The organism is Umezawaea sp. (assembly GCF_036375055.1).
GTDB lineage: Bacteria > Actinomycetota > Actinomycetes > Mycobacteriales > Pseudonocardiaceae > Umezawaea.
Genome location: NZ_DASUSQ010000018.1, coordinates 35,356 through 58,045, shown reverse-complemented (window position 1 = coordinate 58,045; position 22,690 = coordinate 35,356). Strand labels below are relative to the sequence as shown.

Here is a 22,690-nt window from a genome sequence, read left to right as displayed (position 1 = left end):
GTGGGGACGCCTCGGCGCGGGCCCGTGCTGACCGCGGTGGCGGTCGGTGTCGCCGCGGTGGCGGCGGTCGTGCAGTACGCCGTGCCCTCCGTCGTGCCGGTGCTGGAGCGCGGCCCGCTGGACACCGGCCAGTGGTGGCGGGTGGTGACGCCGCTGCTGGTGCAAACCCTGGGCTGGTACCAGGTCGTGATGAACCTGGTCACGCTCGCGGTCGTCGGGGCGGTCGCCGAACCGCTGCTCGGCCGGTGGCGGTGGGTGGTGCTGTTCATCGTGGGGACGGTCGGCGGGCAGGTCGCCGCGTACGCCTGGCACGAGCACGGGGGCGGGGCGTCCATCGCCGTCTGCGGGCTCGCGGGCGGGCTGGTGGCGTGGCTGCCGCACGACCGCGCGGGCGGGAACCGCTGGGCCGAGTGGGTCGTGGTGGGCTACGTCGCCGCGCTGACGGGGTGGGGCTTCGCGGGCGTTCCCGGTACGGCCGTCGCCGTCGTGGTCGCCGCCGCCGTGCTCGCGGTCGCGCACCGCATCGCGCTCCTCGGCGCGGTCGCCGCCGCCGCGGTGCTGGCGGTGGCGTCCGACCTGCACGGCGTGTCGCTGGTGTCAGGAATGGTCGCCGGGGCGGTGCTCACCGGTCTCGCAGCGCGGCGGCCAGCTCCCGCCGCGAGGTGATGCCGAGCTTCGAGAACACCTTGCCCAGGTGCCACTCGACGGTGCGCGGGCTGAGGAACAGCGCGGCGCCGATCTCGGGGTTGGTCCGGCCCGCCGCGGCCAGGCGGGCGATCTGCGCCTCCTGCGGGGTGAACTCGTCGCTCTCGTCGACGGTCCGCTTGCGCACCGTCTCCCCGGTGGCGGCCAGTTCCCGGCTCGCCCGCTCGGCGAAGCCCTCCGCGCCCATCGCGGCGAACGCCTCGTGCGCGGCGCGGAGCTGGGCCCGCGCGTCCGCGCGCCGGTTCTCCCGGCGCAGCCACTCGCCGTAGAGCAGCCGGGCCCGCGCCAGCGGCAGGCCGAGCCGTTCGCCGTCCAGCCGCTCGACCGCCTCGCGGTAGTGGTCCTCGGCCCGGTCGGCAGGACCCGCGAGCGCGTCGGCCACGGCCTGGGCGCCCAGCGCCCAGTCGGTGCCCGCGGCACGGGTCCGCTCCGCGAGCCGGTCGCGCGCCTCGGCGGCCAGCGCGGTCTCACCGGTGCGCGCGGCGGCCTCGACCAGTTCGCCCCACGCCCACCCGGCGACGGCCAGGTCCGCGTGCTCGACGGCCGTGCGGGCGGCCCGCACGGCGGCCGGGTAGTGGCCGAGGCCGGTGGCCAGCACCGCCCTGGCGTACCCGGCCACGCCGAGCTGCCACCCCTCGCCGAGCGCCTCGGCGTCCCCCACCGTCGTGTCGATCACCGCCATCGCGGGCAGTTCCCGGCCCCGGTGGGCGGCCAGGACGAGCGGGGCGAACGGGTCGAGGGGCAGTCCCGTGGCCTGGCCGAGCGCGGTGGCCTCGTCCACCAGGTCCGACGCGGCGGTGAACCCACCCGCGAACACCAGGGCCCCGGCGCGGAAGGCCAGTGCCGGGGGCAGCAGCGACAGCGCGCCCGTGCGGCGGGCGACGGCGACGGCCCGCTCGGTCAGGCGGTGCCAGGCGGCGTCGTCCCACACCTCGACCGCGGCGGGCGCGGCCAGCCACAGCAGGTGCGGGTCGTCGTCCCCGGCCAGCGCGCGGCGCAGGAGCGGGACGGCGGGCGCGTACCCGTCCAGGGTCCACGCCGTGAGGCCGGTCAGCAGCGCGCCCGCGGGTTCCTCGCCCTCGGGCACGCCGCGGGCGGCGCGGGCGGCCTCGCGCGGGTCGCCGCCGAGCCGACCCGCGTGCACGGCGGCGCCGAGCGCCGAGAGGTAGGTCTCCCGCGCCGCGGCCAGGTCCAGCTCTTCGAGCTGGCGCGCGGCCGCGAGCAGCGGCGGACCGGCCGCCGCGCCCCGGTTGAGCGCGAACGCGATCTGGGCGCGCAGCCGTTCCGCCCCGGCGCGCCCCAGCGGGTCGAGCGGACCGAGTTCGGCGGCGGCGAGCAGGCCGGTCGCCTGGTCGAGGGCTCCGGTGTCGAACCGGGCCCGCGCGGCGGCCAGCGCACGCGCGGCGCGGGTCTTCGGGTCGAGCGTGAGTTCGGCCGCGCGCTCCAGGAACGACGCCGCCGCGGCGCGGCCACCGCGGGCGAACGCCCGGTCGGCCGACGACTCCAGTTCGGCGGCGACCTCCTCGTCCGGGCCGAGCGCGGCGTGCGCCCGGTGCCAGGCGCGGCGGTCGGGGTCCTGGTCGGGGTCGGTCACGTCAGCCAGCGCGCGGTGCGCGCGGCGCAGGTCCGCGGGCCCGGCCGCGCGGCGGCTCGCCGAGCGCGCGAGCGGGTGGCGGAAGCGGACCGCGGCGCCGAACTCGACCAGTCCGGCGGTCTCCGCGGCCTCGGCCGCCTCCGGTCCGACACCCAGCCGGTCGAGCGCGCGCCACAGCAGCGTCACGTCGCCGGTCGGCTCGACGGCGGCGGTGAGCAGCAGCAGGCGGGTGTCCTCGGGCAGGGCGGTGACGCGCCGCCCGAACTCCTGCTCCACCCGACCGACCACGGGCGTCGCGCCGGGCGAGCCGAACCCGAACGCCAGCTCCGCGGCCGTGAGGCCGTGCGGCAGTTCGAGCAGGGCGAGCGGGTTGCCCCGCGTCTCGGCGACGATGCGGTCGCGCACGCGGTCGTCGACCGGTCCGGGCAGCACCGAGTCGAGCAGCACCCGCGCGTCCGCCGCGGGCAGCCCGTCGACGCGCAGTTCCGGAAGCCCGGCGAGGATCGCCTCGTCACCGGGGCTGCGGGCGGCGCAGACCAGCGCGACCGACTCGGCGTCCAGCCTGCGGGCGACGAAGGTGAGGATCACCTCGGACATCCGGTCCAGCCACTGCACGTCGTCCACGACGCAGACCAGGGGCTGCTCCGATGCGGCCTCGGCGAGCAGGCCCAGCACCGCGAGGCCGACGAGGAGGGCCTCCGGCGGGTTGCCGGGGCTCAGGCCGAACCCGGTGGAGAGCGCGGCCCGCTGCGGTTCGGGCAGCCGGTCCAGGTGCCCCAGCAGCGGTGCGCACAGCTGCTGGAGCGCGGAGTAGGCGATCTCGGTCTCCGGCTCGACGCCAGCCGCCCTGACCACCCGCCCGGTCCGCACGTGCTCGGCCAGGTGGTCCAGCAGCGCGGTCTTGCCCGCGCCGGCCTCGCCGCGCAGCACCAGCACCCGGCTCCGGCCGGACCGGACGTCGCGCAGCAGGCCGTCGAGCGCCTCGCGCTCGCGCCGCCTGCCGCGCAGCACCGGGTTCCCGCTGTCGCTCCGCACCTTTTCCTCCCAGCGGAGGCTACACCGGAGCTGGATCTCCGCCGGGCGGGAGAACCGCCGCCTCAGGGCAGGAGCCCGGCCGCCTCGGCCATGTGCGCGGCGTACCACGCGGGCCAGTCCTCGTCCTCGTGCCCGAGCTCCGCCTCGTGCTCGCCGTGCGCCGCCGCGGCGTCGCGCAGGGCCTGCTCCAGCTCGGCCACCGAGCCGTGGACGACGTGGCTGATCCGGCCGGGCCGCCTCTCGGTGACCTCCTGGAGCACGAACTCGTTGCCGTCCGGGTCCTCGAAGGACAGGAACGAGCCGTAGGACTGCCGCGTCGGGTGCGGCCCCTCGACGCGGGCCAGCTCACCCGCGTGGTGGAACACGCCGCCGCGGTCGTGGAAGACCTCGCTGGTCTTCACGCCCTTGGCGGCGAGGTCGGCCCGCGCCGCGACGATGTCGTCCACGACCAGGTGCACACCGCGCACCGAGCCGGGCGCCGCGTCGGTGACGCCGTCGCCGACGATGATCGACGCCGACGAGCCGGGCGGGGTGAAGTGCACGACCCGGAGGCCGTCGGCACCGGTGAGGTCGACGTCCTCGCGGAAGCCGAGCCTGCTGTAGAACTCCTTCGACCTGTCCACGTCCGACACCGGCAGGACAACGATCTCGACCTTGTAGTCCACCATCATCAGCTCCTCCGCCCACCGGGTCCCGTTCGGTTCCCGGTGACCACAGCATGCGACCGGAGCAGGGCGGTTCGCCCCGGGGTGACCCCCCTGGGCACCCCCCGGTGCCGGTGTCCGGGGGGGTGCCCAGGGGGGTCCGGGCCCCGCTGCGGCGGCGGCGCGGGCCGACCGTCACGGCGTGGCGGTCGCCGTCCGCTTCCGCAGCAGGAACTCGCTGAGCGGCTCCACGTACTTCGCGACGATCGGACCGATGATCGCCATCAGCAGCACGTACGCGGTGGCCAGCGCCGCGAGTTCACCGCTCACGTGCCCGGACGCGACGGCGAGCCCGGCGATCACGATGGAGAACTCGCCGCGCGCGACCAGCGCGGCACCGGTCCGGGCGCGGCCCATCGCGGCGATGCCCTGGCGCTTCGCCGCCCACCAGCCGGTCGCGATCTTCGTGACCGTGGTGACGACCGCGAGCGCGGCGGCGACGCCCAGCACGGGCGGGATGGTCTTCGGGTCGGTGTTCAGGCCGAACACGACGAAGAACATCGCGGCGAACAGGTCGCGCAGCGGCTCCAGCATCCGGGTCGCGTTCTCCGCCGTCGAACCGGAGATCGCGATGCCCAGCAGGAACGCCCCGACGGCCGCGGACACCTGGAGCTGCGAGGCGATGCCCGCGACCAGCAGCGCCGAGCCGAGCAGCTTGAGCAGGAACACCTCGTGGTCGGGACTGTCCACGATGGCCGAGATGAACCGGCCGTACCGCAGGGCCACCACCAGCACGATGGTGACCGCGAGCAGCGAGATGCCCACCGACGTCAGGCCGCCGAGGAAGCTCGCGCCCGCGAGCACCGCCGTCAGCACCGGCAGGTACACCGCCATCGCGAGGTCCTCGAACACGAGCACCGAGAGGATGACCGGTGTCTCCCGGTTGCCGAGGCGGCCGAGGTCCCCCAGGACCTTGGCGATGATGCCCGAGGACGAGATGTAGGTGACGCCCGCCATCGCCAGGGCGCCGACCGGCCCCCAGCCGAGCAGGAGCGCCGCGACGGCGCCCGGCGCGGCGTTGAGGACGATGTCCAGCACGCCCGCCATCCACGACTTGCGCAGGCCGGTCGTGAGCTCGGACGCCGAGTACTCCAGCCCGAGCAGCAACAGCAGCAGCACCACGCCGATCTCGCTGGCGAGGTGCGCGAACTCCTCGATGCCGTGCAGCGGGACCAGCCCGCCGGAGCCGAAGGCGAGGCCCCCGACGAGGTAGAGCGGGATGGGCGAGATCCCGAACTTCCAGGCGACCCTGCCGAGCAGGCCGAGCCCGAAGAAGACCGCACCCAGTTGGATCAGCGCGATTGTGGTCTCCGGCACGCGCTCAGCCGCCTGTCAGGATGTCGGCGGCGGCGTCGAGGCCCTCCACCGTGCCGACCACGACGGCGAGGTCGCCGTTCTCGAACAGGAACTCCGGCCCCGGCGACGGGTGCGCGACACCCACGCGGATCACGGCGACGACCGACGCGCTCGTGCGGGTGCGCAGGGCCGTGTCGCCCAGCGTGCGGTGCGCGAACGCGGTGACCGGCAGCTGGCGGGTGCTGATCCCGCTGATGTCGCGGTGCTGCTCGCTCAGCCGGGCGACCAGCTGCGGGGAGCCGAGCAGACCGGCGAGGGTGCCCGCCTCCTCCGGGGTGAGCGGTATGGACACGCCCGCCGCGTCCGGGTCGTCCTGTTTGGACACCATCAGCTCGAACTTGCCGTCCCGGTAGGAGATCACTCCGACGCGGCGGCCCGCGCGGATGACGAAGTCCTCACGGACCCCGATGCCGGGCAGCGGCGTCACTTCGACGTTCACGGTTGGTCGTTCCTCTTTTCGCACAGGGACTTGCACGCGGGGTCTACGGTTCGATGAGTCCGGCGCGGATGGCGTACCGGGTGAGTTCGAGCCGGTCCTTCAGCCCGAGCTTCTGCAACAGGTTGGCGCGGTGCCGCTCGACCGTCTTCACGCTGATGAACAGCAGGTCGGCGATCTCCTTCGAGGAGTTGCCCTCGGCCACGAGCTTGAGGATCTCCTCCTCGCGGTCGGTGATCGCCTTGGCGGGGATGCTCTCGCCGTCGCGCACGCGGTCCAGGTAGTTGCGGATCAGCGAGGCCACCGCGCCGGGGTACAGGAACGGCTCGCCCCGGATCGCGGCGCGGCAGGCCTCCACCAGGTCGCGGTCGGCGACCGACTTGAGCACGTACCCGGAGGCGCCCGCCTTGAGCGCCTCGAAGAAGTACTGCTCGTTGTCGTACATCGTGAGGATGAGGATGCGCAGGTCCGGTTGCAGGCGCGACAGCTCGCGCGCGGCTTGCAGGCCGGTCAGGCGGGGCATGGCGATGTCGAGGATGGCCAGGTCGGGCCGCTCGGCGCGGGCCATCGAGATCGCCTCGGCGCCGTCGCCCGCCTCGGCGACCACGGTCAGGTCCGGCTCGTTGTCGAGGATCAGCCGGACCCCGCGCCGGACCAGCGCGTGGTCGTCCGCGAGCAGGATGCGCACGGGTGTCACCGGCTCTCCCCCGCGGGCCGCACGACGAGCCTGACCTCGGTGCCCCGCCGCGGCGCGGGCCCGACGGTCAGATCGGCTCCGACCAGGAGCGCCCGTTCGCGCATCCCCCGGATCCCCGAGCCCTCCGCCGAGTCGCCCATCCCCCGCCCGTCGTCGCGGACGCACAGCTCGACCCCGGCCGACGTCGACCGCAGCAGCAGCTCGACCTGGTGGGCGCCGGAGTGCCGCACGGTGTTGGTCAGCCCCTCCTGCGCGACGCGGTACACGACCAGCTCGGTCTCCTTGTCCAGGTCCGGGAGGTGCCGGTCGAAGGTGCGCCGCACCACGACGTCGGCGTGCTCGGAGATCTCCGACACGAGCGCCTTCAACGCGCTGACCAGGCCCAACTCCTCCAGGACGCCGGGTCGCAGGCGGCGCGCGATCCGCCGCACCTCGTCCAGCGTGCTGCGCACCGTCTCCTGCACCTGCGGCAGCTCGTCGCGCACCGGGGCGGGCGCGTGGTCGGCGACCCGCTTCAGCTCCAGGAGCACGGCCGTCAGCGACTGGCCCACCTCGTCGTGCAGCTCCTGGGCGACGCGACGCCGCTCGGCCTCCTGCGCGGACAGCGCGCGGGCCGAGCTGAACCCGCGCTCGGTCTCCAGCCGGTCGAGCATCCCGTTGAAGGTCGTGATCAGGTCGGCGATCTCGCCGTGGCCGGTCGCGTTGAGCCGCGGGCCGGGCTTGAGGAGGTCGATCGTCGTCATCGCCCTCGTCAGCCGCTCCAGCGGTGCCAGCCCGAGCCTGATCAGGGCGGCGTTCGCCACCAGCAGGACCGCCAGCCCGGCGGTGAGGATCAGGATCTCGGTGAACAGGGCGGGCGTGGACACCGTGAGCGGGCCCAGGACCAGCAGCGCGGCGGCGGCGACCAGCGCCACGGCGTTGAGCAGGAAGATCCTGCCGAACAAGGACACGCGCATTGCCTCCTGGTGATCACTTCCCGCCACGCCTGCGAGGGTCGCCCGAAATCCGCGCCGTGTCCATCCGTGGCAACACCCATGTTCGTCGCGATCCGCCCCTCCCGCCACGCGGCGGGTGGACGGCGGCACCCGCCGGGAATGGGCGTGCCGCCCGATGGTCCGGACCCCCTCCCGAGGGACATCGTGGAACCACACCCCCGAGACCAGGAGGAGCCACGTGGTCCGACACGATCACCCGCAGCCGATCCGACGCAAGCCCAGGACGACGTGGACCCTCGTCGCGGTCGCGGTGGCGCTGCTGATCGCGGGCGTCGTCGTCCCGCACGCGCTGCTCATCGCCGCAGGCCTGATCCTGGCGGGTTCCACCGGCCTCGGCGGCAGCCGCTGACTGCATGGTGCTCCCACCCCTCCTTGGTGTCGCCACCGATGGTCCGGACGGCCCCCGACGGGCGAGGCTCGTGGTGACCACGCAACGCCGGCTCGGAACGGAGGACCCGACACCATGACCTCACCGGGACGACTGGCCAGGCGCACCGAACGGGCTGATGAGATGCAGGCACGCGACATCGCCGTGAACGTCCCGACCGTCACGGTCGACGACCCGGTGGCGAAGGCCGTGCGCGTGATGGCCGTGAGCAGGCTCCCCGGCCTGGTCGTCGTGGACGAGCTGTCCCGGCCGTGGGCCGTGCTGCCGGGCACGCAGGTGCTGCGCCTGGCCGTGCCCGGCGCCTACCAGGAGGACCCGGCTCTCGTGAGGACGGTCGACGAGGACCACGCCGACGTGTTCTGGCAGGAGCTGGCCGACCGCACCGTCGGCGACTGCGCGTCCCGGAGGCTGACCAAACCGGTCACCGTCCGCGCCGACGCCACGCTGCTGGAGGTCGCCGCGCTCATGGCCCGCCAGCACAGCCCGCTCGTCGCCGTCGTCGACGACTCCGGCGTGCTCGTCGGCGCCATCACCCTCGACCGGCTGATCACCAGCCTCGCGGTGTTCAACTCCGACGACTGACCCTCCCGACCACCTGTCGACGTCGCCGCCCGCTGCCGTGCCGCGGGCGGTGACACCCCTCGTTCGGAGGTCCCGCCCGTGCGCTCCGCCGCCACCCCCGGCCCGCCGTGACCGCCCTGCTCGCGCTCGCGATCTTCCTGGTCGCGTTCTTCTTCATCGCCACCGAGAAGGCGGACAAGGTCAAGGTCGTCCTCGTCGCCGCGGGGCTGATGGCCGTGCTCGGCCTCGTCCCCGGCTCCGAGGTGTTCTTCTCCGAGCACGAGGGGATCGACTGGAACGTCATCTTCCTGCTGTTCGGGATGATGGTGATCGTCGGGATCGTCAAGCAGACCGGCGTGTTCGACTTCCTCGCCATCTGGGCGGCCAAGAGGGCCAGGGGGCGGCCGTACCGGCTCATGGTGATGCTGATGGGCATCACCGCCGTCGCGTCGCCGTTCCTGGACAACGTCACCACGATCATGCTGGTGGCCCCGGTGACGGTCGTGGTGTGCGACCGGCTGCGCATCCCCGCCCAGCCGTACCTGATCGCCGAGGTGCTGGCGTCCAACATCGGCGGCGCGGCCACGCTGATCGGCGATCCCCCGAACATCATCATCGGCAGCCGGGCCGGGTTGACCTTCGTCGACTTCCTCGTCCACATGACACCGGTGGTCGTGGTCGTCTTCGTGGCGTTCGTGCTGCTGACCAAGTTCCTGTTCCGGAAGTCCTTCCAGCACAACGAGGAGCACGTGGCCTCGGTGATGGCGTTGCAGGAGCGGCGCGCCATCACCGACCCGGTCATGCTGCGCCGCTGCCTGGTGGTGTTCGCGGGCGTCGTACTCGGTTTCGGCCTGCACGCCGTGGTCCACGTCGACCCCGCGGTCGTCGCCCTCGTCGGCGCGGGCGTCATGCTGCTCGTCACCCGCGTGGACGTGGCGGACGTGCTGGCCGAGGTCGAGTGGCCGACGCTCGTCTTCTTCATGGGTCTGTTCGTGATGGTGGCCGGGCTCGTGCACACCGGCGTCATCGGCACCATCGGCGGCTGGACCGCCGGGGCCTTCGGCGACGACCACTTCCTCGCCGCCACGGCCCTGCTGTTCGGGTCGAGCGTCCTCGGCGCGTTCTTCGACAACATCCCCTACGTGGCGACGATGGCACCCGTGGTCGAGGGGATGGTCGCGGGCGTCCCGGACGCGGCCACGGGCGAGGCGCTGTGGTGGTCCTTCGCGCTGGGGGCCGACTTCGGCGGGAACGGCACGGCCGTGGCGGCGAGCGCGAACGTCGTGGCGGTGGGCATCGCCGCCCGCACCGGTCACCCGATCAGCTTCTGGCAGTTCACCAGGTACGGCATCGTCGTCACGGCGCTGAGCACGGCGATGGCGTGGGTGTACGTCTGGCTGCGGTACTTCTCGTGACCCGGCGCCCGGTGGTGCCGCGGAAGATCGAATACGCTGGTGGCTCCAGCCCCCGTCCTCGGCGGACCCGACCCGGTGGAGGTCGTGCGCGGGTGCGGGGGAACGCCAGGGAGGACCTGCCATGCCCACCGAGACGACGCTGCTGATCCCCACCGAGGACGGCCGGGCCGACGCGTTCGCCGCGTTCCCCGACGACGGCGAGCGGCACCCGGGGGTGCTGCTGCACATGGACGCGTTCGGCGTGCGGCCCGTGCTGCTGGACCTGGCCCGCGAACTGGCCGGGCACGGGTACTACGTGCTCGTCCCGAACGTGTACTACCGGCACGGCCCGACGCCCGTGGTGGACCTCCCCGAGCACATCACCGCCGAGGTCAGGCCCGAGCTGTTCGCCCGGCTGGTGCCGCTGATGCGGGCGCACACCACCGAGCACGCCCTGCGCGACGCCGACGCCTACCTGTCCTTCCTCTCCAGCAGGCCCGAGGTCGCCGCCGGACCGGTCGCCGCGGTCGGCTACTGCATGGGGGCCGTCCTCGCGATGCGCACCGCGACGGCCCACCCGGACCGGGTGGCCGCCCTGGCCGGGTTCCACCCCGGCGCGCTGGTGACCGACGAGCCGGACAGCCCGCACCTGCGCGTCGGCGACCTCACCGCCCGCGTCCACCTCGGCCTGGCCGAGAACGACCTGTCGCCCGAGGCGCTCGGCGTGCTGGAGAGGGCCCTGGACGCCGCGGGGGTCCAGCACGCGTGCGAGGTCTACCCCGACGCGGTCCACGGCTTCACGATGTCCGACACCGACGCGTTCGACGCCGCCGCGCTGCGCCGCCACTGGGACCGACTGCTCCCCCTCCTGGAGCAGTCGCTGGGCGGCCGGGACCCGCGCTGAGGCACGGTGTCCGCGAGCTCCTGGCGCCACGTCGGGTCGTAGCGCCCCCGGCACGGCGACCACGGAGAAGCAGCCCTTCGGGGATCCGGCACGGGCGACCGGGCCGACGGCGCGGCCCGCCGTGCCGGAGGCGCGGTGAAGCCCGGCGGGGAGGGGCCGGTGACCTGGCGGGCGTCCCGGGAGCACCTGAACCGGGTTCCGCAGGACGAGTCGTGACCCAGCGTCAGGCCACTGATCGCCGACTGGCCGAAAGTTTCGATAATTTGTCCTGGAAAAGACCATCCCACGCCTCCGCCCCCTCTCCACGACGAAGGCCACAGGAATTCGCCTCCAGGCAGGAAACTCCCCGCCAAGTGATACGCGACCACGCCGTGGAATTCATTGACGCGACACCGCGACAGCCCCTATTGTTTTCCCTGGGTTCCCGAAAGTTTACCTGATATGCCGAAAGTTTCGGGAACCGCATTTCGGACCTCCTGCCGGGGAGTGACGGCGCTCGGCCGACCCTGTAGCGGCTCAGGAGGAACGCACGAATGCAACGGATCATCCTGTTCGCCATCGACATCTGCGCGGTGGTGCTGCTCGTCTTCGGGCTCTACTTCCCCCGGCACCGGCGGCGCGACCTGGTCGTCGCCTACCTGGGGGTCAACGTCGGCGTCCTCGCGGTGGCGAGCGCGCTCAGCTCCAGCAACGTCGGCGCCGGACTCGGGTTGGGACTCGCGCTGTTCGGCGTGCTGTCGATCATCCGCCTGCGCTCGACGGAACTCGACCAGCACGAGGTCGCGTACTACTTCTCCGCGCTGGCGCTCGGGATCCTCGGCGCGCTGAGCACCACCTCGGTGTGGCTCAGCGGCGGGCTGATGGCGCTCATCATCACCGTGATGTACCTCGGCGACCACCGGCGGCTGTTCCGGCAGTACCGGCACCAGGTGCTGGTGCTCGACTCGGCCGTCACGGACCACACCGCGCTCCTCGCGCACCTGGAACGGCTGCTCGACGCCAGGGTGCACGTGGTGACCGTCCAGCGGATCGACCTGGCCAACGAGACGACCGTGGTCGACGTCCGGTACGCGCTGACCGACCGCCGCGCGGCCGTCGAACCCGGCACGCCCGCGCACGCCGGAGCCCGTCGATGAGCGCGGACCCGGTGTCGCGCCTGGCCCCCGTCGGCCTGGCCGAACTGGTCGAGCGCGCGGCCCTCCAGACGAGGGTCGACCGCAAGTACCTCGTCCCGACCTCCGCGCTGCCGCGCCTGCTGGACCAGCTCGTGCCGTGCGCCCGCGTGCTGGACATCGGCGGTGTGCGGACCTTCCGCTACGAGTCGGTGTACTTCGACACGCCGGGGCTCGCCAGCTACCACGGCGCGGCGCACCGCAGGCGCAGGCGGTTCAAGGTGCGCACCCGCACCTACCTCGACTCCGACCAGTGCTGGCTGGAGGTCAAGATCAGCGGTGCGCGCGACAGCGTCACCAAGCACCGCCTGCCCCACCACCCGAGCGACCGCCGCACCGTGCGCCCCGGCCGCGACTTCGTCGACGAGGCGCTCGCCCGCGAGTCGTTCGGCACCGCGGGCGAGCGCTTCGACGAGGTCCTGGTCACCGCGTACGACCGCACCACCCTGCTGCTGCCGGACACCGCGAGCCGGGTCACCGTCGACACCGGGCTCACCTGGCGGGACGCGGACTCCGTGCTGCGCCTGCCCGGTCTGGCCGTGGTCGAGACCAAGAGCACCTCGGCGGCCACACCGGTCGACCGGATGCTGTGGCAGGCGGGCGTGCGGCCGACGCGCATCTCCAAGTACGCCACCGGTCTGGCGGCCCTGCGCCTGACCCTGCCGGACGTGCCGTGGCGGCGGACGCTGCGCCGCCACTTCCGCGACACCGTCGCACGGGCGGCCACGGCGGCCGCCTCCCACCGACCCGAACAGGAGCCATCGTGCGTCTGACCTCTCGCGGCGACGGCGCCGCGTCGACCCGCCGCACCACCGGGGTCGCGGTGGTCGCCGTGCTCCTCGCCGGACTCCTCGTCCCGCTCACGCTGGTCGCGGGCACCGCGCCGGTGTCCCACGCCGCGCCCGCCGGCACCACGGCGGCCGACGCCGCCACCGCGGCGGCCTCCGCGGCCGACCTGGTGGGCGACATCGTCTTCTCCGTGCCCAGCGGCACGTTCCAGGGCCAGGTGTCGGTGTCGCTGAGCACCGCGGTCGCCGGGGCCCGGATCCGCTACACCACCGACGGGACGCCACCCACCGCGTCGTCCCCGCTCTACCAGGACGCGCCGCTCCAGTTCACCCGCACGACGCAGCTTCGGGCGCAGGCGTTCGTCGACCAGACCGCGTCCGGCGCGCCGGGGACGGCGATGTACACCGCCCGCGCCACCTCCACCGCCCACGACCTGCCGGTGGTCCTGATCGACTCCTACGGCGCGGGCAAACCGGGCCGGGAGTACGTCGACGCCACCACCATGATCTTCCAGCCACCCGCCGGGGGGACGACGTCGCTCGCCGCGACGCCCGCGGTGGCGACCCGGGCCGGGTTCAAGCTGCGGGGCCAGTCGTCGGCCACGTTCGAGAAGACGCCGTACCGGCTGGAGTTCCGCGACAACACCGACGACGACGCCGACCACCCGGTGCTGGGGATGCCCGCCGACTCCGACTGGGTGCTGCGCGGACCGTTCACCGACAAGGCGCTGATCCGGGAGGCGCTGCTCTACGACCTCGGCCGCGAGATGGGACTCCAGGCGCCGCGGTACTCGTTCGCCGAGTTCTACCTCAACACCGACGCGAGCCCGGTGGCGGCGAGCGACTACATGGGCGTCTACATGATCGTCGAGACGATCAAGAACACCGAGAACCGCCTCGACCTGAAGAAGCTGGACGAGGCCGACACCACCCTGCCGAAGATCAGCGGCGGGTACATCTGGAAGTTCGAGTGGATGGCGGCGGAGGAGCCCACCCTGCCGTGCACCGGCCCGTCGAACACCTGCTGGAACTACCTGGAGGTGGCCGACCCGTCACCGCTGAACTCCGCGCAGCGGGACTGGTTGCGCGGACACGTCCAGGAGTTCCACGACGTCCTGCGCGCCCCGAACCACGCCGATCCCGTGACGGGCTACCAGAAGTACATCGACGTCGGGTCGTTCGTGGACCACATGATCATCAACGAGCTGGGGCGCGGGATGGACGCCTACGTGCGCAGCGCCCACTTCTACAAGGACCGGGACTCGAAGATCTTCGCCGGTCCGCTGTGGGACTTCGACCTCACGTTCGGCGTGGGCGGGTACTTCCAGAACGAGCAGACGTCGGGCTGGCAGCACCAGCAGACCCGCCAGCCGACGGCCAACGACTGGTACGCCCAGCTCCTGCGCGACCCCGCGTTCGTCAACCAGCTCAAGACCCGCTGGCAGACGCTGCGCCGCGGCCTGCTCGCCGACTCCGCCCTGCTGGGCAGGGCCGACGCGCTGGCCCGGCCGCTGACCAACGCCGCGCAGCGCAACTTCCAGCGCTGGCCGAACCTCTCGACGCAGTACATCGGCCCGTTCATCACGCCGACCGCGTCCACCTGGCAGGGCCAGGTCCAGTACCTGAAGGACTGGATGACGCGGCGCACGGCGTGGCTGGACTCGACCTCCGGCTGGGGCGGCGGGACGACCACTCCCCCGACCACGACCACCACCACCCCGCCGCCGAGCGGGTCGCGGTGCACCGCGACCTACACGGTGACCAGCAGGTGGCAGGGCGGTTTCCAGGGCGAGGTCAAGGTCACGGCGGGCTCGTCGGCCATCGGCTCCTGGTCCGTGTCCTGGCCGCTCGCGAGCGGCGAGGCCATCACCCAGTCCTGGAACGCGACCGTCACGACCCAGGGCACGACGGCCACCGCCCGCAACGCCGCCCACAACGGGTCGGTCGCGGCGGGCGCCGCCACCACGTTCGGGTTCCTCGGGTCGACCGCGGGCACACCCGCCACCCCGACACCGACCTGCACGGGGAGCTGACCGCGGAGACCCCCGGTCAGGACCCGGCGACCGCCACCCGCGCGGGCTCGGCCACCTCACGACGGGCGGCCGGGCGCGCGGGCGGCGCCGACGCGGGCGCCTTGGCCAGGAAGTCGTTCGGCAACGCCAACCGGATCACCTTCCGCCACGCCGACACCACCTGCTTGGGCAGCGACCCGGTCGTGTAGGTCAGCCCGTACCGCTCGAACAGGTCCCGCACGTGCGGCGCGATCTCCTGGTACCGGTTGCTGGGCAGGTCGGGGAACAGGTGGTGCTCCACCTGGAACGACAGGTTCCCGGTCATGAGGTGCATCAGCGGACCGCCGCTGATGTTGGCCGACCCCAGCATCTGCCTCAGGTACCACTCGCCGCGCGTCTCGCCCTCGATGGACGTGCGCTCGAAGGTCTCGACGCCCTCGGGGAAGTGGCCGCACATGATCACCGAGTGCGTCCACAGGTTGCGGATGAGGTTCGCGGTCAGGTTCGCGGCCAGCGTCGTGGGTGCCGACGGGCCGGACAGCAGCGGGTGGACCACGTAGTCCTTCGTGGCCTGGCGGCGGACCTTGCGCAGCGTCGCGGACAGGCGCGCCTTGAACGCGGGGTTCTGGCGGCGCTTCCTGGTGGCGAGGTTCTTGCCCAGTTCCAGGTCGTAGGCGGCGATGCCGTACTGGAAGAAGATGGCGTTGATCAGGTTCCACAGCGGCTGGCCGAGGTGCGCGGGGTGCCAGCGCTGGCCCTCGTCGACGCGCATGATGCCGTAGCCGAGGTCGTTGTCCTTGCCCAGGACGTTGGTGTAGGTGTGGTGCAGCTCGTTGTGCGAGTGCTTCCACTGCTCGGCGGGCGAGGCGTGGTCCCACTCCCAGGTCGTGGAGTGGATCTTCGGGTCGCGCATCCAGTCCCACTGGCCGTGCATGACGTTGTGGCCGATCTCCATGTTCTCCAGGATCTTGGCGACCGACAGCGCGGCGGTGCCGACGAACCACGCCGGCTTGTAGCGGGAGGCGAGCAGCACGGCCCTGCCGCCCATCTCCAGCACCCGCTGCGTCTTGATGACCCTGCGGATGTAGGCGGCGTCGCTCGCGCCGCGGCTCGCGATCACCTTCTCCCGCAACGCGTCCAGCTCGCGACCGAGGTTCGCGATGTCCTCGGCCGTCAGGTGCGCGATCGGGTTGTGGTCCTGCTTCTGGATCGTCGTCATGGTGTCCTCGAAGAAGTCGGGTGGGGTCAGATGCCGAGTCGGCAGGGACCCGCGGCGGCGGAGACGCACGTCTGCACCGGGATGTCGTCGCCCGCGACGGCGGTGGTCACCGCGCCGTTGCGCAGGTCCCGCACGGAGCCCTCGCGCAGCGGGATGACGCAGCCGAAGCAGATGCCCATGCGGCAGCCGGACGGCATGAGCACGCCGTTGGCCTCGCCGGTGTCGAGCAGCGAGGTGGCGCCGTCGGCGTCGGCGGTCACCGCGGAGTCGGCGAACGTGACCGTGCCGCCCTCGCCCACGGCGACCACGGCGGGGCGGAACCGCTCGGTGCGCAGCCGGTCGCCGCGCCCGGCGGCGTCGTAGGTCTCCCGCAGGGCGTCGAGCAGGTCGTTCGGGCCGCACGCCCACGTCTGCCTCGACGTCATGTCCGGCACCAGCTCGGCGAGCTGCTCGGGGGTGATCCGCCCCTCGGTGGCGGTGTGGCGCTCGACCAGGCGCAGGCCGCCGCGCTCGGCGAGGCCGCGCAGCTCGGCGCCGAAGATGACGTCCTCCCGGCGGGGCGCGGAGTGGACCAGCACGACGTCGTCGAGCCCGCCCGCGCCGTCGCGGAGCATCCCCACCACCGGGGTGATCCCGCTGCCCGCGGTGACGAACAGCGCCTTCGCGGGCCGGACCAGCGGCAGGGTGAAGTCGCCCTGCGCCTGGTCGAGGTGCACGAGGGTGCCGACCGCGGCCCGGCGGACCAGGAAGCTCGACACGACGCCGTCCGGCACGGCCTTCACCGTGACGGTGATGGTGCCGTCGGGGCGCGGCGGCGAGGTCAGCGAGTACGAGCGCCACTGCCGGACGCCGTCCACGTCGACGCCGAGCCGCACGTACTGGCCCGCGGTGTGACCGGCCCAGCCGCGTCCCGGCCGGATGACCAGGGTGGCGGCGTCCCGCGTCTCGGGCCGCACGGCCACGATCCGCCCGCGCGGGTTCGCCCCGCCCCGGAGCGGGTCGAGGACCTCCCAGAAGTCGCTGGGCACCAGCGGCGTGGTGGCCAGCTCGACGAACCGGCGCGCGCGGGAGCGCAACGAGCTCCGAGCCGGTGTCCGTGTTGTCGCCATGCCTCCAGCGTGTCAACATCAGGAGGTAAATTCCTGTGCCCCTGACGTGAATCGAGACCACTTCTTTGTCTTCCGCGAACAATTCGTCGAACTTGGGTGAGTTTCGCCTGCCCAAGTCGGTGGCGGCGGCGATGCGGGCGGGTCTGGCGTCGGTCGCCGAGCACACGGTGGCCGCCGTCGTCCAGGAGGTGCCCGCCTACGCCGAGGTGTTCACCGGCGGGACGGGCAGGACGATCGAGCGGGCCGTGGAGCTGGCGCTGGCGGGTTTCCTGGAGCTGACGGCGGGCACCGGCGGCACGGACGCGGGCACCCCCCTGGGCCCGGCGCTCGACGGCGCCTACGCGCTCGGTCGGGGTGAGGCCCGCAGCGGGCGGTCGATGGACGCGCTGCTGGCCGCGTACCGGGTGGGCGCGCGGATCGCGTGGCGAGAGCTGAGCGCCATCGCCGCGCCCGGCGACCTGTCGGCGGGTGAGATGGCCCGGTTCGCCGAGCTGCTGTTCGCCTACATCGACCAGCTGTCCGCGCTCAGCGTGGCCGGGCACGCCGACGAGCTGGCCACGACGGGCCGGGTCCGGCAGCACTACCTGGAACGGCTGGCGCAGGGCCTGCTGACCGGCGGGAAGCCGGACGACCTCGTGGCGGCGGCGGAGCGCGCGACGTGGGAACCGCCGCGCTCGCTGACCGCCGTGGTCGTCCCGGAGGCGAGGGCCCGCGGCGCGCTCGTGCGGCTCCACCCGCGCACATTGGAGGCGGTCGAGGACGAGCCGGAGGGGCGGATGACCGTGCTCCTCGTCCCCGACGCCGAGGGCCGCTCCCGCCCGTCGCTCACCGGCGCCCTGCGGGGTGTGGACGCCGTGGTCGGCCCGGCGCGGCCGTGGACGCTGGTCAGGTCGTCCTACCTGCGCGCCCGGCGGGCCGTGCGGCTGGGACTGACGACGCCGGACGACGCGCCGCTGGACACCGAGCAGCGGCTGGCCGACCTCGTGCTGCGCTCCGACGTCGAGGCGCTTGAGGACCTGCGCGCCCAGGTCCTCGCCCCGCTCGGCGGACTGCGCCCCGGACCGAGGGCCAAGCTCGTCGAGACGCTGCGGTCGTGGCTGCTGCACCACGGGCGGCGCGACGAGATCGCGGCCGACCTGTTCGTGCACCCGCAGACCGTGCGCTACCGCATGAGCCAGCTGCGCGAGCTGTACGGCGACCGGCTGGAGGACCCGACGACCGTGCTGGAGCTGACCATCGCGCTGGGGGCGTCACCGACGGGGTGACGCGTCCGGCGGTCGCGGAACCGGTCCCGCCAGGCGGAGGTCGACGGCCGCGTCGACGCACCGGGCGTCGACCGGTGCCCGCGGCACGGGCAGCCGGTGGCGCGGGGGCGCGAAGACGAGGTCCAGCGCGGTGTTCGCGGCCACGTCGGGGCGGACCTCGCCGTCCACCCGCGCGGCGACCGCGCCCGTGCCACGGCGGGTCGCGGCGGCGGTGGACCGCCAACGGGCTGGTACCCGGCCCGCACCGGGCCCGTGACCAGGCCGAACGCGAGCGCGGCCACGCGACGAGGGTCGGGGAGCCAGTCGTGGGGCCGTGGTGGCACCGGCTCGGCCGCGTGGAGGACCCGCGGCGGGGCTTCGGGCCCGAGGACCCGTGGGACGAGCCGTACCGCGTCCTCACCGACACGCCGCGACCGAGACCGACCACCGGCCGGTCGGCGACGTCCTCCGCCGGGTCACGTGACGGGCACGATCCGGGCCTCCACCAGTTCGCCGTCCTCGACCCGCCAGAGGCCGACGGTGCCGTGCGGCTGCCGCCGCCGGTCGGTCGGCGAGCCGGGGTTGAAGATCCGCACGCCGTCACCGGTCACGTCCATCGGGATGTGCGAGTGCCCGAACACGACCACGTCCGCGTCGGGGAACCTCCGGCGCATCCGCGCGGTCCTGCCGGTGGCCTGGCCGCTGTCGTGGACCATCGCCACCCGCAGGCCCTCGACCTCCAGCTCCTGCGTCTCGGGCGCTCCCCAGTCGGCCACGTCCGGCCCGTCGTTGTTGCCGAGCACCGCGCGCACCGGGGCGTACTCCGCCAGTTCCGCCAGCACCGGTGCGACGCAGACGTCACCCGCGTGCAGCACGAGGTCGGCGCCGCGCAGGTGCTCGGCGACCGCGGGCGGGCACGACTTCCAGTAGCGGGGCGCGTGCGTGTCGGACAGGACGACCACTCTCATCCGACCAGTGTCGCCCGTTCGATACATTTCTGCATCCGATACGCCGGTGTATCTGCTACCTTCCCCCCGACACCGGAGGTGCGCCCGTGACGAAGTCGGCTGCCGAGACGGGTTCGCGCCCGTCCAGGCGGCGCACCGAGACCAGGAGGCGGCTGCTGGACGCCGCCGCCGAGGTGTTCGCCGAGGAGGGCTTCGGCCGGTCGACGGTCGAGCAGGTGTGCGGCAGGGCGGGGTTCACGCGCGGGGCGTTCTACTCGAACTTCGCGTCGCTGGACGAGCTGTTCCTGGCCATGTGGGAGCAGCGGTCGCACGACCTGGTGGAGGCGATGCGGACGGCGTTCGAGAACGCCGGGAGCGCGGACGTCAGCGACGTGCGGTCGGTCGTGGAGCACCTGCTGCCCGCGATCCCGGTGGACGACGTCTGGTTCCGCGTCAGCGCCGAGTTCACCGCGCACGCCCTGCGCAACCCCGGTCTGCGCCGGGTCATGACCGCCCGCGAGGACGCGATCGTGGAGGCCGCCGCGCCGTTCGTGGAGGACCTCCTCGCGCGGATCGGCCGCGAGGTCCCGGACCGGGCCGCGCTCGGCCAGGCCCTGATAGCCGTGCACGACGGCACTGCCGTGCAGTGCCTGATGGAACCGGACAACCCCGCCGTGCGGCAGCGCCGCGCCGATCTGGCGACGCACGTCATCACGGCTTACAGCACCGAGACCAAGGGACGGTCATGACTTTCGAACCCGACGTCATCGTCGTCGGCGCGGGCCTGGCCGGCCTCGTCGCGACCCACGAGCTGGTCAAGAGCGGCCGCCGCGTGCTGGTGGTCGAGCAGGAGAACCGGGCGAACCTGGGCGCGCAGGCGTTCTGGTCGCTGGGCGGGCTGATGTTCGTGAACAGCCCCGAGCAGCGCAGGCTGGGGATCAAGGACTCCTACGAGCTGGCGATGCGGGACTGGACGGCGTCGGCGGGCTTCGACCGCGACGACGAGGACCACTGGGCGCGGCAGTGGGCCGAGGCCTACGTGCGGTTCGCGGCCACCGAGAAGCGCAAGTACCTGCACGACCTCGGCCTGCGGATCACGCCGCTGGTCGGGTGGGCCGAGCGCGGCGGCAGCGCGTCGGGCCACGGCAACTCGGTCCCCCGCTTCCACCTCACGTGGGGCACCGGGCCCGAGGTCGTCCGCGTGTTCGCCGAACCCGTGCTGGCGGGCGAGGAGCGCGGCCTCGTCCGGTTCGCGTTCCGGCACCAGGTCGACGACCTGGTCGTGGAGGACGGCGCGGCGGTGGGCGTGCGCGGCACGGTCCTCGTGCCCAGCGACGAGGAGCGCGGCAAGGCGTCCTCGCGGGAGAAGGCGGGCGAGTTCGAGCTGCGGGCGAAGGCCGTCGTGGTCACGTCGGGCGGCATCGGCCACAACCACGAGCTGATCCGCCGCAACTGGCCGACCGAGCGGCTCGGCGCGTGCCCGACGACGATGATCTCCGGCGTCCCGGCGCACGTCGACGGCCGGATGATCGCCATCTCGCAGGGCGCGGGCGCGAACGTCGTCAACGCCGACCGGATGTGGCACTACACCGAGGGGATCCACAACTGGGACCCCATCTGGCCCGACCACGCCATCCGGATCATCCCCGGCCCGTCGTCGATGTGGTTCGACGCGACCGGGCAGCGGCTGCCCGCGCCGAACTTCCCCGGCTTCGACACCAACACGACGATGAAGGCGATCCTGGCCACCGGCCACGACTACTCCTGGTTCGTGCTGACCCAGACGATCCTGGAGAAGGAGTTCATGCTGTCGGGGTCGGAGCAGAACCCCGACTTCACCGACAAGGACCTCAAGAAGACCATCGGGAACCGGGTGAGCAAGGGCGCTCCGGGCCCGGTGGACGCGTTCAAGCAGCACGGCGTGGACTTCGTGGTCGCGCGGACGCTGCCGGAACTGGTGCAGGGCATGAACAAGCTGTCGCGCGGCCCGCAGGTCGACGAGGCCGAGCTGCGGCGCCAGATCGAGGCCCGTGACGGCGAGGTCGCGAACCCGTACTCCAAGGACCTCCAGCTGATGGCGATCGGCAACGCCCGCCGCTACATCGGCGACAAGCTCGCGCGCGCCGTCAAGCCCCACCGCTTCCTCGACCCGGCGCACGGCCCGCTGATCGCCGTGCGGCTGAACGTCCTCACCCGCAAGACCCTCGGCGGCATCCAGACCAACCTCGACTCGCAGGTGGTGCGGCCCGACGGCGAGCCGTTCCCCGGCCTGTACGCGGCGGGCGAGGTCGCCGGGTTCGGCGGCGGCGGCGTGCACGGGTACAACGCGCTGGAGGGCACGTTCCTCGGCGGCTGCATCTTCTCCGGCCGCGCCGCGGGCCGCGCGCTCGCCAGGACGCTGTCGTGACGGGTACCGCGCTGGTCACCGGCGCCTCGTCCGGCATCGGCCGCGCGACCGCCGCCGCCCTCGTCGCGCTCGGCTACCGGGTGATCGGCACCAGCCGCAACCCCGACGCCATCGCGCCCGCCGAGCGGGTCGAGGGCGTGGAGTACCGCGCGCTCGACCTGATGGACGCGCGGGCCGTCGAGGAGTTCGCGCCGGTGCTGGCCGACGTGGACGTGCTCGTCAACAACGCGGGCGAGAGCCAGGTCGGACCGCTGGAGGAACTGCCCACCTCGGCGATCGAGGAGGTGTTCCGGCTCAACGTGCTCGCGCCGGTGCGCCTGACCCAGCTCGTCCTGCCGGGGATGCGCGCCCGCCGCCGCGGCCGGATCGTCATGGTCGGGTCCATGCTGGCGAGCTTCCCGCTCGCCTACCGGTCTTCCTACGTGGCGACCAAGGCGGCGATCAAGGGGTTCGCCGACGCGGCGCGGCTGGAGGTGTCGCCGTTCGGCGTCGGCATCACGACCGTGGAACCCGGCTCGATCAACACGGGCATCAGCGGCAGGCGCACGAAGTACATCGCGGACGACTCGCCCTACGGGGACGACTACCGCACGATGCTGTCCACTTTGGACGCGAACGAGGAGTCCGGCATCCCGCCGGAGAAGGTCGCCGAGACCATCGTCCGCGCGGTGCGGGCCGCGTCGCCGCGACCGCTGTACGCGGTGGGCAGCCGCGCCCCGCTGGTCTTCGCCGTCCGCCGCCTCACGCCCCGGTCGTTCGCGCACCGGCTGACCGCCCGCGCGCACGGGCTCAAGCGGTGAGCGCGCGAGGCTGAGCCGTCGGCCACCGGGAAGGGGTGCCGCCCCCTCCCGGTGGCCGGCGGCAGCCACGCCGAGCAGCCCCGCTCCGCAACGGGCCCCGCACGTCGTCGTGGCGGACTCGGCGCGCCACGACGGTGCCGAGGAGGCCCGGCTCCGAGGTCCGCCCGCACGTCACCGCCCCACACCGAAGCATCGGCCACCGATGCTTCGATCCCTTTCCCCG

22 protein-coding genes are annotated in these 22,690 nt (G+C 73.3%); 12 read left to right on the top strand and 10 right to left on the bottom strand.

Features of this window, described 5'->3' with window-relative positions:
- Complete coding sequence (locus tag VFZ92_RS06495; RefSeq protein WP_330874867.1) at window positions 1-666, top strand: rhomboid family intramembrane serine protease; 666 nt, start codon at window positions 1-3, stop codon at window positions 664-666.
- On the opposite strand, the gene VFZ92_RS06490 is transcribed toward VFZ92_RS06495, so the two are convergent.
- From VFZ92_RS06490 to VFZ92_RS06465, 6 genes are all read right to left on the bottom strand, one after another.
- A complete protein-coding gene (locus tag VFZ92_RS06490; protein ID WP_330874866.1) occupies window positions 623-3,334 on the bottom strand; it encodes an ATP-binding protein in 2,712 nt (903 codons plus the stop codon). The two genes, VFZ92_RS06495 and VFZ92_RS06490, sit on opposite strands and share 44 nt — an antisense overlap.
- Before the next feature lie 62 nt (window positions 3,335-3,396).
- Entirely contained in the window at window positions 3,397-4,002 is a 606-nt protein-coding gene (locus VFZ92_RS06485; protein ID WP_330874865.1) for a VOC family protein, read from the bottom strand.
- A 171-nt stretch (window positions 4,003-4,173) separates the two neighbouring features.
- Window positions 4,174-5,355, bottom strand: a complete 1,182-nt coding sequence (locus VFZ92_RS06480; RefSeq protein WP_330874864.1) for a cation:proton antiporter — start codon at window positions 5,353-5,355, stop codon at window positions 4,174-4,176.
- A 4-nt stretch (window positions 5,356-5,359) separates the two neighbouring features.
- On the bottom strand, window positions 5,360-5,833 hold the full coding sequence (locus VFZ92_RS06475) for a cation:proton antiporter regulatory subunit (protein WP_330874863.1): 474 nt from the start codon (window positions 5,831-5,833) through the stop codon (window positions 5,360-5,362).
- Between the two features lie 43 nt (window positions 5,834-5,876).
- Entirely contained in the window at window positions 5,877-6,527 is a 651-nt protein-coding gene (locus VFZ92_RS06470; protein ID WP_330874862.1) for a response regulator transcription factor, read from the bottom strand.
- On the bottom strand, window positions 6,524-7,483 hold the full coding sequence (locus VFZ92_RS06465; protein ID WP_330874861.1) for a HAMP domain-containing sensor histidine kinase: 960 nt from the start codon (window positions 7,481-7,483) through the stop codon (window positions 6,524-6,526). The genes VFZ92_RS06470 and VFZ92_RS06465 overlap by 4 nt, the downstream gene beginning before the upstream one ends.
- 217 nt (window positions 7,484-7,700) lie before the next feature.
- Between VFZ92_RS06465 and VFZ92_RS06460 the strand changes: the two genes are divergently transcribed.
- The 7 genes from VFZ92_RS06460 to VFZ92_RS06430 all read left to right on the top strand — a co-directional run bounded on the left by VFZ92_RS06460 (window position 7,701) and on the right by VFZ92_RS06430 (window position 14,762).
- Entirely contained in the window at window positions 7,701-7,871 is a 171-nt protein-coding gene (locus VFZ92_RS06460) for a hypothetical protein (RefSeq protein WP_330874860.1), read from the top strand.
- Between the two features lie 114 nt (window positions 7,872-7,985).
- Entirely contained in the window at window positions 7,986-8,492 is a 507-nt protein-coding gene (locus tag VFZ92_RS06455) for a CBS domain-containing protein (RefSeq protein ID WP_330874859.1), read from the top strand.
- Window positions 8,493-8,599: 107 nt separating this feature from the next.
- Window positions 8,600-9,886, top strand: a complete 1,287-nt coding sequence (locus VFZ92_RS06450) for an ArsB/NhaD family transporter (protein ID WP_330874858.1) — start codon at window positions 8,600-8,602, stop codon at window positions 9,884-9,886.
- A 121-nt stretch (window positions 9,887-10,007) separates the two neighbouring features.
- Window positions 10,008-10,769, top strand: a complete 762-nt coding sequence (locus tag VFZ92_RS06445; protein ID WP_330874857.1) for a dienelactone hydrolase family protein — start codon at window positions 10,008-10,010, stop codon at window positions 10,767-10,769.
- Between the two features lie 533 nt (window positions 10,770-11,302).
- Entirely contained in the window at window positions 11,303-11,905 is a 603-nt protein-coding gene (locus VFZ92_RS06440; protein ID WP_330874856.1) for a DUF4956 domain-containing protein, read from the top strand.
- On the top strand, window positions 11,902-12,714 hold the full coding sequence (locus VFZ92_RS06435) for a polyphosphate polymerase domain-containing protein (protein WP_330874855.1): 813 nt from the start codon (window positions 11,902-11,904) through the stop codon (window positions 12,712-12,714). The genes VFZ92_RS06440 and VFZ92_RS06435 overlap by 4 nt, the downstream gene beginning before the upstream one ends.
- A complete protein-coding gene (locus VFZ92_RS06430; protein WP_330874854.1) occupies window positions 12,705-14,762 on the top strand; it encodes a CotH kinase family protein in 2,058 nt (685 codons plus the stop codon). The genes VFZ92_RS06435 and VFZ92_RS06430 overlap by 10 nt, the downstream gene beginning before the upstream one ends.
- Window positions 14,763-14,778: 16 nt before the next feature.
- Here VFZ92_RS06430 and VFZ92_RS06425 read toward each other — a convergent pair whose 3' ends face one another.
- Together VFZ92_RS06425 and VFZ92_RS06420 are read right to left on the bottom strand one after the other, a co-directional pair.
- Window positions 14,779-15,960, bottom strand: coding sequence for an acyl-CoA desaturase (locus VFZ92_RS06425; protein WP_330874853.1), 1,182 nt, complete (start codon window positions 15,958-15,960; stop codon window positions 14,779-14,781).
- A gap of 26 nt (window positions 15,961-15,986) precedes the next feature.
- Window positions 15,987-17,069: a ferredoxin reductase gene (locus VFZ92_RS06420; RefSeq protein WP_330874852.1), complete on the bottom strand. Its 1,083-nt coding sequence runs from the start codon at window positions 17,067-17,069 to the stop codon at window positions 15,987-15,989.
- Between the two features lie 92 nt (window positions 17,070-17,161).
- Between VFZ92_RS06420 and VFZ92_RS06415 the strand changes: the two genes are divergently transcribed.
- Window positions 17,162-18,334 carry a helix-turn-helix domain-containing protein gene (locus VFZ92_RS06415; protein ID WP_330874851.1) on the top strand — a complete coding sequence of 391 codons (1,173 nt, stop codon included), beginning with the start codon at window positions 17,162-17,164 and terminating at the stop codon, window positions 18,332-18,334.
- Here the strand turns inward: VFZ92_RS06415 and VFZ92_RS06410 are convergent.
- The gene (locus VFZ92_RS06410) at window positions 18,320-18,502 is read right to left on the bottom strand and encodes a hypothetical protein (protein WP_330874850.1); all 183 of its coding nucleotides are present in this window, start codon (window positions 18,500-18,502) and stop codon (window positions 18,320-18,322) included. The genes VFZ92_RS06415 and VFZ92_RS06410 overlap by 15 nt on opposite strands.
- 287 nt (window positions 18,503-18,789) lie before the next feature.
- Window positions 18,790-19,281 carry a metallophosphoesterase family protein gene (locus VFZ92_RS06405; protein WP_330874849.1) on the bottom strand — a complete coding sequence of 164 codons (492 nt, stop codon included), beginning with the start codon at window positions 19,279-19,281 and terminating at the stop codon, window positions 18,790-18,792.
- 86 nt (window positions 19,282-19,367) lie between these two features.
- On the opposite strand from VFZ92_RS06405, the gene VFZ92_RS06400 reads away from it, so the two are divergent.
- From VFZ92_RS06400 to VFZ92_RS06390, 3 genes are read left to right on the top strand one after another with little or no spacing between them, the layout of a single operon-like run.
- Window positions 19,368-20,009 (top strand): TetR/AcrR family transcriptional regulator, encoded by a 642-nt coding sequence (locus VFZ92_RS06400; protein ID WP_330874848.1) that lies wholly within the window; start codon window positions 19,368-19,370, stop codon window positions 20,007-20,009.
- Complete coding sequence (locus VFZ92_RS06395; RefSeq protein WP_330874847.1) at window positions 20,006-21,667, top strand: FAD-binding dehydrogenase; 1,662 nt, start codon at window positions 20,006-20,008, stop codon at window positions 21,665-21,667. The genes VFZ92_RS06400 and VFZ92_RS06395 overlap by 4 nt, the downstream gene beginning before the upstream one ends.
- Complete coding sequence (locus VFZ92_RS06390; RefSeq protein ID WP_330874846.1) at window positions 21,664-22,467, top strand: SDR family oxidoreductase; 804 nt, start codon at window positions 21,664-21,666, stop codon at window positions 22,465-22,467. The genes VFZ92_RS06395 and VFZ92_RS06390 overlap by 4 nt, the downstream gene beginning before the upstream one ends.
- The last annotated feature ends 223 nt before the right edge of the window (window positions 22,468-22,690 follow it).

Excerpts from the sequence above, each read along its gene's own strand:
- VFZ92_RS06395 (WP_330874847.1), top strand. The coding sequence starts at position 20,006 with ATGACTTTCGAACCCGACGTCATCGTCGTCGGCGCGGGCCTGGCCGGC.
- VFZ92_RS06445 (WP_330874857.1), top strand. The coding sequence starts at position 10,008 with ATGCCCACCGAGACGACGCTGCTGATCCCCACCGAGGACGGCCGGGCC.
- VFZ92_RS06405 (WP_330874849.1), bottom strand. The coding sequence starts at position 19,281 with ATGAGAGTGGTCGTCCTGTCCGACACGCACGCGCCCCGCTACTGGAAG.
- VFZ92_RS06440 (WP_330874856.1), top strand. The coding sequence starts at position 11,303 with ATGCAACGGATCATCCTGTTCGCCATCGACATCTGCGCGGTGGTGCTG.
- VFZ92_RS06435 (WP_330874855.1), top strand. The coding sequence starts at position 11,902 with ATGAGCGCGGACCCGGTGTCGCGCCTGGCCCCCGTCGGCCTGGCCGAA.
- VFZ92_RS06465 (WP_330874861.1), bottom strand. The coding sequence starts at position 7,483 with ATGCGCGTGTCCTTGTTCGGCAGGATCTTCCTGCTCAACGCCGTGGCG.
- VFZ92_RS06485 (WP_330874865.1), bottom strand. The coding sequence starts at position 4,002 with ATGGTGGACTACAAGGTCGAGATCGTTGTCCTGCCGGTGTCGGACGTG.
- VFZ92_RS06420 (WP_330874852.1), bottom strand. The coding sequence starts at position 17,069 with ATGGCGACAACACGGACACCGGCTCGGAGCTCGTTGCGCTCCCGCGCG.
- VFZ92_RS06425 (WP_330874853.1), bottom strand. The coding sequence starts at position 15,960 with ATGACGACGATCCAGAAGCAGGACCACAACCCGATCGCGCACCTGACG.
- VFZ92_RS06455 (WP_330874859.1), top strand. The coding sequence starts at position 7,986 with ATGACCTCACCGGGACGACTGGCCAGGCGCACCGAACGGGCTGATGAG.